Origin of the sequence: Streptomyces sp. URMC 127 (assembly GCF_051386535.1) — a bacterium.
Classification (GTDB): Bacteria; Actinomycetota; Actinomycetes; order Streptomycetales; family Streptomycetaceae; genus Streptomyces.
Genome location: NZ_JBPQTW010000242.1, coordinates 1 through 9697, shown reverse-complemented (window position 1 = coordinate 9697; position 9697 = coordinate 1). Strand labels below are relative to the sequence as shown.

Here is a 9697-nt window from a genome sequence, read left to right as displayed (position 1 = left end):
CACCACCAGCGTCCCCTCACCCAGCTCCGCGGCCACCGCCGCCGACTGCCCGTGCGGCAACGCCAGGAAGACCACGTCATGCCCCGCGAGGGCGTCGGCGGTGGTGGCCTCCAGCACCCGGTCCGCCAGCGGCAGCAGGTGCGGTTGTACGGCGCCGAGCCGCAGGCCCGCGTTGCTGTTCGCGGTGAGGGCCCCGATCCGCACGCCGGGGTGCGCGAGGAGCAGGCGCAGCACTTCGCCGCCTGCGTATCCGCTCGCTCCTGCCACTGCCACACGTACTGCCATCGGGCCCCTCCTGGTCGATGGCATGACTATACGAACGGATGAAGATTTATGCAATGGTGGGTGCGGAAAACGTTCGCGCGCGCCTGTGCGCCGCCGCCGGCTGCCGCACCGCCGCGGCCCCGGAAGACGAAACCGCCCCGGCCGGGCAGGATGCCGGCCGGGGCGGAACGGTTTACCGTGCGCCGCGGGCGCGTCAGACCAGGGTCGCCAGGGCCTGGTTGAACGTCGCCGACGGGCGCATGACGGCCGAGGCCTTCTTCACGTCGGGCTGGTAGTAGCCGCCGATGTCGGCCGGGGAGCCCTGCACCGCGATCAGCTCGTCGACGATGGTGCCCTCCTGCTCGGTCAGCGTCTTGGCCAGCGGCCCGAACGCCTCGGCGAGCTGCGCGTCGTCGGTCTGCTTCGCGAGCTCCTGGGCCCAGTAGAGCGCCAGGTAGAAGTGGCTGCCGCGGTTGTCGATGCCACCGAGGCGGCGGCTCGGCGACTTGTCCTCGTTGAGGAAGGTGCCGGTGGCGCGGTCGAGCGTCTCGGCGAGGACCTTGGCGCGGGCGTTGCCCGTGGTCGCCGCGAGGTGCTCGAAGCTGGCCGCCAGGGCGAAGAACTCGCCGAGGCTGTCCCAGCGGAGGTAGTTCTCCTTGACGAGCTGCTGCACGTGCTTGGGCGCGGAGCCGCCGGCGCCGGTCTCGAACAGGCCGCCGCCGTTCATGAGCGGGACGACGGACAGCATCTTGGCGCTGGTGCCGAGCTCGAGGATCGGGAACAGGTCCGTCAGGTAGTCGCGCAGGACGTTGCCGGTGACGGAGATCGTGTCCTCGCCGCGGCGGATGCGCTCCAGCGAGAACTTGGTCGCCTCGACGGGCGACATGATCTCGATCTGCAGGCCCTCGGTGTCGTGCTCCGGCAGGTACGCCTTGACCTTCTCGATGAGCTTCGCGTCGTGGGCGCGGTTCTCGTCGAGCCAGAAGACGGCCGGGGCGCCGGTGGCGCGGGCGCGGGTGACGGCGAGCTTGACCCAGTCGCGGATCGGGGCGTCCTTGGCCTGGCACATGCGGAAGATGTCGCCCTGGCCGACCGCCTGCTCCAGGACCGCGTTGCCCGCGGCGTCGAGGACCCGCACCGTGCCGGTGACGGGGATCTCGAAGGTCTTGTCGTGGCTGCCGTACTCCTCGGCCTTCTGGGCCATGAGGCCGACGTTGGGCACGGAGCCCATCGTCGCCGGGTCGAGGGCGCCGTTGGCGCGGCAGTCCTCGATGACGGCCTGGTAGACGCCCGCGTAGCTGCTGTCCGGGAGGACGGCGAGGGTGTCGGCCTCCTGGCCGTCCGGGCCCCACATGTGGCCGGAGGTGCGGATCATGGCCGGCATGGAGGCGTCGACGATGACGTCGCTCGGGACGTGCAGGTTCGTGATGCCCTTGTCGGAGTCGACCATCGCCAGGGCCGGGCCCTCGGCGAGCTCGGCGTCGAAGGAGGCCTTGATCTCCTCGCCCAGGTGGGGGAGGGTCTCCAGGCCCTTGAGGATGCCGCCGAGGCCGTCGTTCGGGCTCAGGCCGGCCGCGATCAGGACCTCGCCGTACTTCGCGAAGGTCTTCGGGAAGAAGGCGCGGACCACGTGGCCGAAGATGATCGGGTCGGAGACCTTCATCATCGTGGCCTTCAGGTGCACGGAGAACAGCACGCCCTCGGCCTTGGCGCGGGCGACCTGCTGCGCGAGGAACTCGCGCAGCGCGGCCACGCGCATGACGGAGGCGTCGACGACCTCGCCCGCGAGGACGGGGACCGACTCGCGCAGGACGGTGGTGGAGCCGTCGTCGCCCTTGAGCTCGATGCGGAAGGCGCCGTCCTCGGCGACGACCACGGACTTCTCGGTGGAGCGGAAGTCGTCGACGCCCATCGTGGCGACGTTCGTCTTCGAGTCGGCCGACCAGGCGCCCATGCGGTGCGGGTGGGCCTTGGCGTAGTTCTTGACCGACGCCGGGGCGCGGCGGTCGGAGTTGCCCTCGCGCAGGACCGGGTTGACGGCGCTGCCCTTGACCTTGTCGTAGCGGGCGCGGATCTCGCGCTCCTCGTCGGTCTTCGGGTCGTCCGGGTAGTCCGGCAGGGCGTAGCCCTGGGCCTGCAGCTCGGCGACGGCGGCCTTCAGCTGCGGGATGGACGCCGAGATGTTCGGCAGCTTGATGATGTTGGCCTCGGGCTTCTTGGCCAGCTCACCGAGCTCGGCGAGCGCGTCGGGGATGCGCTGCCCCTCCTCCAGGTACTCGGGGAAGTGGGCGATGATGCGCCCCGCCAGGGAGATGTCACGCGTCTCCACGGTGACCCCGGCCTTCGAGGCGTAGGCCTGGACCACGGGCAGGAACGAGTGCGTGGCCAGGGCCGGGGCCTCGTCGGTGTGCGTGTAAATGATGGTCGAGTCAGTCACCGGGTGCTCCGCTCCACGTCTGTAACATTGCTCGACATCAAGATATCTCGTGCCGGAGCCCCTCTCGACAGGACCCTGGCCACACTCACGTGTCACATCGGCGGGCCGCCGCCCGTCATCTCTCCGAGGGACCGCGACGAGAGAGTGTGACCGATGAACGAGATCGAATTCCTGGCGGAGCGCTTCGAGGCCCACCGCCCCCGCCTGCGGGCGGTCGCCTACCGCATGCTCGGCTCGCTCAGCGAGGCGGACGACGCCGTGCAGGAGGCGTGGCTGCGGCTCGGCCGCTCCGGCGCGGACGGCATCGCCAACCTCGGCGGGTGGCTGACGACGGTCGTCGGCCGGGTGTGCCTCGACATACTGCGCTCGCGCGCGTCGCGGGCCGAGGAGCCGCTGGACGTACGGGTGCCCGATCCGGTCGTGAGCCGCGGCGCGGAGGAGGTCGACCCCGAGCAGGAGGCGCTCCTCGCGGATTCGGTCGGCCTCGCCCTGCTGGTCGTGCTGGACACGCTGGATCCGGCCGAGCGGCTGGCCTTCGTCCTGCACGACATGTTCGGCATGCCGTTCGACGAGATCGCGCCGATGGTCGGGCGGACCACGGCCGCGGCGCGGCAGCTCGCGAGCCGGGCGCGCCGCCGGGTGCGGGGCGCGGCCACGGAGCCCGAGGCGGACCTCACCCGGCAGTGGAAGGTCGTCGACGCCTTCATGGCGGCCTCGCGGGCCGGCGACTTCGACGCACTGCTGTCCGTGCTCGACCCGGATGTGGTGCTGCGGGCCGATGCCGGGGCCGGGCGCGGGGGCATGTCGCAGGAGGTCCGCGGCGCGCGGGAGGTGGCGGGGCAGGCGCTGCTGTTCCGGTCTCCGGCGCTGTTCGCGCGGCGGGTGCTGGTCAACGGCGCGGCGGGCGTCATCACGGCCCTGGAGGGGCGGCTCATCTCCGTGCTGGGGTTCACGATCGCCGACGGCCGGATCGTCGAGATCGACATCCTGGCGGATCCGGAGCGGCTGGGGCGGCTCGATGTCCGGACGGAGTCCTGATCCGGGGGCGGGGGCGTACGGGATGACGGGCCGGCCTGTACGGATTCGGTCCATACGGATTCGGCTCGTACGGATTCGGTCCGTACTGGTCAGCGCTTCGCGGCCTGCGTCTCGCTTCCGTCGCCGAGCGACTGCAGGAGCGTCCCGAGGCTCGCCGCGAGCGCGTCGCGCTCCGCTTCCGTGAGCGCGGCGAGCAGGCGGGCCTCGGTGGCGACGTGGTCGGGCAGGGCCGCGTCGATGAGCTCACGGCCGGCGGCCGTGAGCGCGACCACGACGCTGCGGCCGTCGGAGGCGCTGGGGCTCCGGCTCACCAGGCCGCGGGCTTCCAGCCGGTCGAGGCGCTGGGTGATCGCCCCAGAGGTGACCATCGAGGAGCGCATGAGCTCGGCCGGGGTCAGGCTGTGCGGCGGGTCGCTGCGCCGCAGCGTGGCGAGGACGTCGAAGGACGCGGCGTCGAGCCCGTGGGCGGTGAAGGTGCGGCGCAGTTCGGCGTCCACGATCCGCGCGAGCCGCGAGAGCCGCCCGATCACTGCCATGGGCGAAACATCCAGGTCGGGGCGGCGCGCGGCCCACTGTTCGAGCACTCGGTCGACGTGATCTGCCATAGGTCGAGGGTAGGCGATCGGGAGCCGTTTCCTTAGCGGTGAGGTACCTCACGGGTCACATCCGACCCAGATGTCTTAGCGGTGAGATACATTGCCTTAGTGCTAAGCAACCGAGTCGGAATCCTTGTGCTCACCGCCCTGGCGCCCGCCGTCTGGGGCACCACCTACCTCGTCACGACGGAACTGCTCCCGCCCGGCCGCCCGCTGCTCGCGGCCGTGGTCCGCGCCCTGCCCGCCGGGCTGGCGCTCGTCGCCGTCACGCGGCGCCTGCCGCAGGGCATCTGGTGGTGGCGGGCGCTGGTCCTGGGCGCGCTCAACATCGGCGTGTTCTTCGCGCTGCTGTTCGTCGCCGCGTACCGGCTGCCCGGCGGGGTCGCGGCGACCGTCGGCGCGATACAGCCGCTCCTGGTCACCCTCCTCGCCGCCGGGCTGCTCGGCGAACGACTCGCCCCGCGCACGCTGATCGCCGCCGTCACCGGGGTCGCGGGCGTCAGCCTGCTCGTCCTGCGGGCGGACGCACGGCTGGACGGGCTCGGTGTCGCCGCCGCGGCCGGCGGTGCGGTCGTCATGGCCACCGGTGTCGTCCTCAGCAAGCGCTGGGCGCCGCCCGCGCCGCTGCTCGCGACCACCGGGTGGCAGCTCGTCGCGGGCGGCCTGCTCCTCCTCCCCGTCGCCCTCTTCGTCGAGGGCCCGCCGCCGCTCGCCCCGACCGGAGCGAACCTGGCCGGCTACGGCTACCTCGCCGTCATCGGCTCGGCGCTCGCGTACGCGCTGTGGTTCCGCGGGATCCGGCTGCTCTCCCCCACCGAGGTCACGTTCCTCGGGCTGCTCAGCCCGCTGGTCGCGACGGCGGTGGGATGGCTGGCGCTCGGTCAGGAACTCACCCCGGCCCAGGGGTTCGGTGCGGTCGTCGTCCTCGGGTCGCTCGTCGCGGCGCAGGCGGGGCGGGGGCGGGTTGCGGGCGCTTCCGCGGCCCGTCCGATGACCTCGGCCTCGGCCGGACCCTCCTCTTCCTCTTCCTCTTCCTCCGCACAGCACAGGAGCTGACAAGCCATGCGCATCACCGTCTTCGGAGCAGCCGGCAACGTGGGGAGCCGGGTGGTGGCCGAGGCCCTCTCCCGCGGCCACCACGTCACCGCGGTCGTACGCGACGCCGCCCGCTTCCCCGAGCTGCCGTCCGCGGCCGAGGCCCGTACCGGCGACGCCGCCGACGCGGACGACGTGGCGCGGCTCAGCGCCGGGCAGGACGTCGTGATCGGGGCGACCCGCCCCGCACCCGGCAGCGAGCGGCAGCTCGTCGCCGCCACGGAGGGGCTGCTGGCCGGGCTCGCCCGCACGGGGGTGCGGCTGCTGCTCGTCGGCGGCGCGGGCAGCCTGATCCTGCCCGGCACCGGGGGTACCACCGTGATCGACGGGCCCGGGTTCCCCGCCGGCTGGCGGCCCATCGCCCTGGCCTGCAACGACCAGCTCGCGGCCTGCCGCGCGAACCGGCAGGTGGACTGGGCCTACCTGAGCCCGGCCGCCCTGCTGGAACCGGGCGAGCGCACCGGCCGCTACCGGGTGGGCGCCGACGAACTCCTCACGGACGCCGAGGGCGTCTCGGCCGTCTCCATGGAGGACCTGGCCGTAGCCCTCCTGGACGAGGCGGAACGCCCGAAGCACCACCGGACGAGGTTCACGGTGGCGTACTGACCGCGGGGGCGTGCCGGCCGGCACGAACTGCTTCGGCGGTACGGCACCGCCGGACCGGTTCGCGATGGTTGCGCACCGCCGCGGCGGAGGAAACGTGCCGGACCGGCACCGCGTGCGCACTCCCGCCCCGGGCAGAAAAAGCCGCCGCCACGGCGGAGACCGGCGGTGCCGTACCGACCGGCAGTCCGGCACCGCCGGACCGGTTCGCGGTGGTTGCGCACCGCGGCGGCGGAGGGAATGTGCGGCCCGGCACCACATGCGCACTCCCGCCCCGCGCAGAAAAAGGCGCCACCACGGCGAAGACCGGCGGTGCCGTGCCAACCGGCAGTCCGGCACCGCCGGAACGGTTCGCGGTGGTTGCGCACCGCCGCGGCGGAGGAAACGTGCCGGACCGGCACCACGCACACGACCGCCGCCGCGCCGGCCGGCGCAGCCGCGTCAGCGGGGACGCACGCCTTGGAGGCGTTCCAGTTCGCGGCGGTCGCGCTTCGTGGGGCGGCCCGTGCCGCGGTCGCGGACGGCTGCCGCCGCCACGTGCTCGCGCGGCGGCTCCGGCGGGGAGTTGTCGACGTAGCACTCCGCCGCGACGGGCGCACCCACCCGCTTGCTGATGAGCCGCTTCACGACGACGATGCGCTCGCGCCCCGCGAGCCGCACCCGTACCTCATCCCCCACCCGCACCGGCTGGGCCGGCTTGGCGCGCTCGCCGTTGACGCGCACGTGCCCCGCGCGGCAGGCCGTGCCCGCCGCGGAGCGCGTCTTGGCGAGCCGTACGGACCAGATCCAGCTGTCGACCCGTACCGGGCCGCTCCCCACGTCCGAAACCATGTCTCCGACTCTAGCCGGATGCGCTCGCAACCCCGTGGAACGCCGTCCGCAGCCGCCCCACGCCCTCGGCCAGCTCCGCCACGCCCGCGGCCGACGCGAAGCTGAGCCGCAGGTGAGGGGCGGCGGACTCGGCGGGGTAGGAGGGCCGGCCCGAGGCGACGGCGACGCCGGCCCGCAGGGCGGCCACGGCCACCGCGTCCTCGTCCGTGCCGTCCGGGAGCCGGGCCCACATGTGGAAGCCGCCGGGCGGGACGAACTCGACGGTGACGCCGGGAAGTTCGCGGCGCAGCGCGGTGAGCAGTGCCTCCCGGCGGATGCGCAGCTCGGCGGCGACGGTGCGCCGGTGGCGGGTCCAGGCGGGCGAGCCGACGAGTTCGAGGGCGGCTTCCTGCAGCGGCCGTGGCACGAAGAAGCTGTCGACGACCTGGATGGCCCGCAGGCGTTCGAGGACGGGCCCGCGGGCGGCGAGCGCGCCCACGCGCAGGCTGGGCGAGGTGGCCTTGGTGAGGGAGCAGACGTGGACGACGATGCCGTCGGGGTCGTCGGAGGCGAGCGTGGGCGGCAGCGGCGGGGCGTCCTCGTGGGCGAGGCGCCGCGCGAAGTCGTCCTCGATGACGAAGGCGCCGGCCTCGCGGGCCACCCGGAGGACCTCGCGCCGCCGGTCGTCGGCCAGGACCGCGCCGGAGGGGTTCTGGAAGAGCGGCTGGCAGACGAACACGCGGGCGCCGCTCGCCCGGAACGCGTCGGCGAGCAGGTCCGTGCGCACGCCGTACGCGTCCGCCGGGACGGGCACGGGGCGCAGGCCGGAGGCGCGGGCGACGGCGAGCATGCCGGGATAGGTCGGGGACTCGACGAGGACGGGCGCGCCCGGCGGGGCCAGGGCCCGCAGGGCGGCGGTCAGCGCGCTCTGCCCGCCCGCGGTGATCAGCACTTCGGAGGCGGCGAGGGTGCCAGCCGGCCCGCCGATCTCGCGGGCGAACCAGGCGCGCAGCTCGGTCACCCCGTCGATGGGCGGGCGGCCCCACGCGCCGGGGCGCCGGCCGGCGCGGCCGAGGGCCGCGGCGAGGGCGCGCTCGGGTTGCAGGGAGGGGTGGAGGTAGCCGCCGCTGAGCTCGATGACGCCGGGCGGCGGCTCGGCGAGCGTGGTGAGCACGCCCGTGGCGTCGACGGCGCGCGGGACCGCCTCGGCGGCGCTCTCGGCGCTGAGGGCGACCTGCTGCCAGGAGGTGTCGCCGAGGCGTGCGGGCGCGCCGTGCGGGGCGGCGCGGAAGGCGCCCGCTCCGGGGCGGGTGACGACCAGCCCCTCCGCGGCGAGCGCGGCGAGCGCCCGCGAGACGGTGACGGGGCTGGCGCGGAAGCGCTCGACGAGGGCCCGGCTGGACGGCAGCTTCTCACCGGGAGAGTAGCGGTTCAGCTCTCTTCTCAGGGTTCCGGCCAGTTCAGCGACGCTGTTACGCTCGTGCATGAGAGTCAAAGATAGCGCTATCCACCCGACTGCGATAGCAGTCCAGGCCCCCGCGGCCCCCGCCGTCGCACGTGGGACCCGCACCGGCATCCTGCTCGCCGCCCTGGGCGTGGCCGCCTTCTCGCTGACGTTCCCCGCGACGGCCTGGGCCCTGGAGGGCCTCGGCCCGTGGTCGCTGGTCAGCTGCCGGATGCTGCTCGGCGGCCTGATCGCCGGCGGCTGCCTGCTGGCGCTGCGCGTACGGGCTCCGGCGCGCCGCCACTGGCCGGCGCTGTGCGCGGTGGCCGGCGGCACGGTCGTCGGCTTCCCCCTGCTGACCACGCTGGCCCTGCAGACGTCCACCACCTCGCACGCCGCCGTCGTCGTGGGCCTGCTGCCGCTGACGACGGCCGCGTACTCGTCCGTACGGAACGGGACGCGCCACTCGCGCACGTTCTGGGGCGCTGCCGTCGTGGGCGCCGCCGTGGTGATCGCCTTCGCCGTGCAGCAGAGCGGCGGCAGCCCTTCGACCAGCGATCTGTACCTGTTCGCGGCGCTGCTCGTGTGCGCCGCGGGGTACGCGGAGGGCGGGCAGCTGGCGCGGGAGATGCCCGGCTGGCAGGTCATCGCCTGGGCGCTGGTGCTGTGCCTGCCGGTCGCGGCCGCCGGCGCGGCGGTGGCGCTGCCGGCCGAGCCCGTACGGATCACGGGCCACACGGTCGCGGGGCTGCTGTGGCTGGCCGCGGGCTCGCAGTTCGTGGGCATGTGGGTGTGGTACCGCGGCATGAGCGCGATCGGCGTGCCGCGCGCCAGCCAGTTGCAGCTGGCCCAGCCGCTGCTCACCCTGGTCTGGTCGGTGCTGCTGCTGGGCGAGCACCTGACGCCCGCGGCGCCGGTGGCCGCGGTGGCGGTGCTCGTGTGCATCGGGGTGACGCAGCGGGCGCGCGGCTGAGACCGCCCGTTGACCGCGTTGCTCCACCTGGCCGAGGGGCGGGCCATATACCGCCGGTCACCGTAGACTTGGGACCATCCCAGCACATCTCGGATCGCGAATCTCGAACGGAACTCGAACAGAAGGGCACCGTCGATGCATGCGAGCAAAGGTGACCGCCTGGTGGTCCACGGTCGGGTCGTCGGCAAGGAGGACCACGTCGTGGAGATCGTGGAGGTGCTGGGCCCCGACGGCACGCCGCCGTACCGGGTCCGCGCCGAGAACGGCCACGAGACGATCATGTCGCCCGGCCCGGACTCCGTGGTCGACCACCGCAAGGCGGGCGATCAGCAGTAGCTGAGCCGGGTTTGTGCCGCGGCGGCGGCGCTCAGCACGATGCGAGGCGATCCGGCGGGGGGGGGGGGGGGGGGGGGGGGGGGGGGGGGGGGGGGGGGGGG

At 73.9% G+C, this 9697-nt stretch carries 9 protein-coding genes and 1 pseudogene; 5 read left to right on the top strand and 5 right to left on the bottom strand.

The window, feature by feature from the left end:
• Positions 1-285: pseudogene (locus ACSNOH_RS30385) on the bottom strand (N-acetyl-gamma-glutamyl-phosphate reductase); the annotation flags it as partial.
• Positions 286-478: 193 nt separating this feature from the next.
• Positions 479-2701, bottom strand: a complete 2223-nt coding sequence (locus ACSNOH_RS30380; protein WP_436724661.1) for an NADP-dependent isocitrate dehydrogenase — start codon at positions 2699-2701, stop codon at positions 479-481.
• Positions 2702-2854: 153 nt separating this feature from the next.
• Here ACSNOH_RS30380 and ACSNOH_RS30375 point away from each other — a divergent pair, with 153 nt between their 5' ends.
• Positions 2855-3739, top strand: coding sequence for a sigma-70 family RNA polymerase sigma factor (locus ACSNOH_RS30375; protein ID WP_436724660.1), 885 nt, complete (start codon positions 2855-2857; stop codon positions 3737-3739).
• An 89-nt stretch (positions 3740-3828) separates the two neighbouring features.
• Here the strand turns inward: ACSNOH_RS30375 and ACSNOH_RS30370 are convergent, their stop codons facing one another.
• Positions 3829-4344 (bottom strand): MarR family winged helix-turn-helix transcriptional regulator, encoded by a 516-nt coding sequence (locus tag ACSNOH_RS30370; RefSeq protein ID WP_436724659.1) that lies wholly within the window; start codon positions 4342-4344, stop codon positions 3829-3831.
• 99 nt (positions 4345-4443) lie between these two features.
• Here ACSNOH_RS30370 and ACSNOH_RS30365 point away from each other — a divergent pair, with 99 nt between their 5' ends.
• On the top strand, positions 4444-5391 hold the full coding sequence (locus tag ACSNOH_RS30365; protein WP_436724658.1) for an EamA family transporter: 948 nt from the start codon (positions 4444-4446) through the stop codon (positions 5389-5391).
• Positions 5392-5397: 6 nt separating this feature from the next.
• Entirely contained in the window at positions 5398-6036 is a 639-nt protein-coding gene (locus tag ACSNOH_RS30360; protein WP_436724657.1) for an NAD(P)-dependent oxidoreductase, read from the top strand.
• 438 nt (positions 6037-6474) lie between these two features.
• Here the strand turns inward: ACSNOH_RS30360 and ACSNOH_RS30355 are convergent, their stop codons facing one another.
• Together ACSNOH_RS30355 and ACSNOH_RS30350 are read right to left on the bottom strand one after the other, a co-directional pair.
• A complete protein-coding gene (locus ACSNOH_RS30355; RefSeq protein ID WP_436724656.1) occupies positions 6475-6894 on the bottom strand; it encodes an RNA-binding S4 domain-containing protein in 420 nt (139 codons plus the stop codon).
• Positions 6875-8329, bottom strand: a complete 1455-nt coding sequence (locus tag ACSNOH_RS30350; RefSeq protein ID WP_436724655.1) for a PLP-dependent aminotransferase family protein — start codon at positions 8327-8329, stop codon at positions 6875-6877. The genes ACSNOH_RS30355 and ACSNOH_RS30350 overlap by 20 nt, the downstream gene beginning before the upstream one ends.
• Here ACSNOH_RS30350 and ACSNOH_RS30345 point away from each other — a divergent pair.
• Both ACSNOH_RS30345 and ACSNOH_RS30340 read left to right on the top strand, forming a co-directional pair.
• A complete protein-coding gene (locus ACSNOH_RS30345; protein WP_436724654.1) occupies positions 8328-9260 on the top strand; it encodes a DMT family transporter in 933 nt (310 codons plus the stop codon). The genes ACSNOH_RS30350 and ACSNOH_RS30345 overlap by 2 nt on opposite strands.
• A 135-nt stretch (positions 9261-9395) precedes the next feature.
• Positions 9396-9596 carry a DUF1918 domain-containing protein gene (locus ACSNOH_RS30340; RefSeq protein ID WP_436724653.1) on the top strand — a complete coding sequence of 67 codons (201 nt, stop codon included), beginning with the start codon at positions 9396-9398 and terminating at the stop codon, positions 9594-9596.
• The last annotated feature ends 101 nt before the right edge of the window (positions 9597-9697 follow it).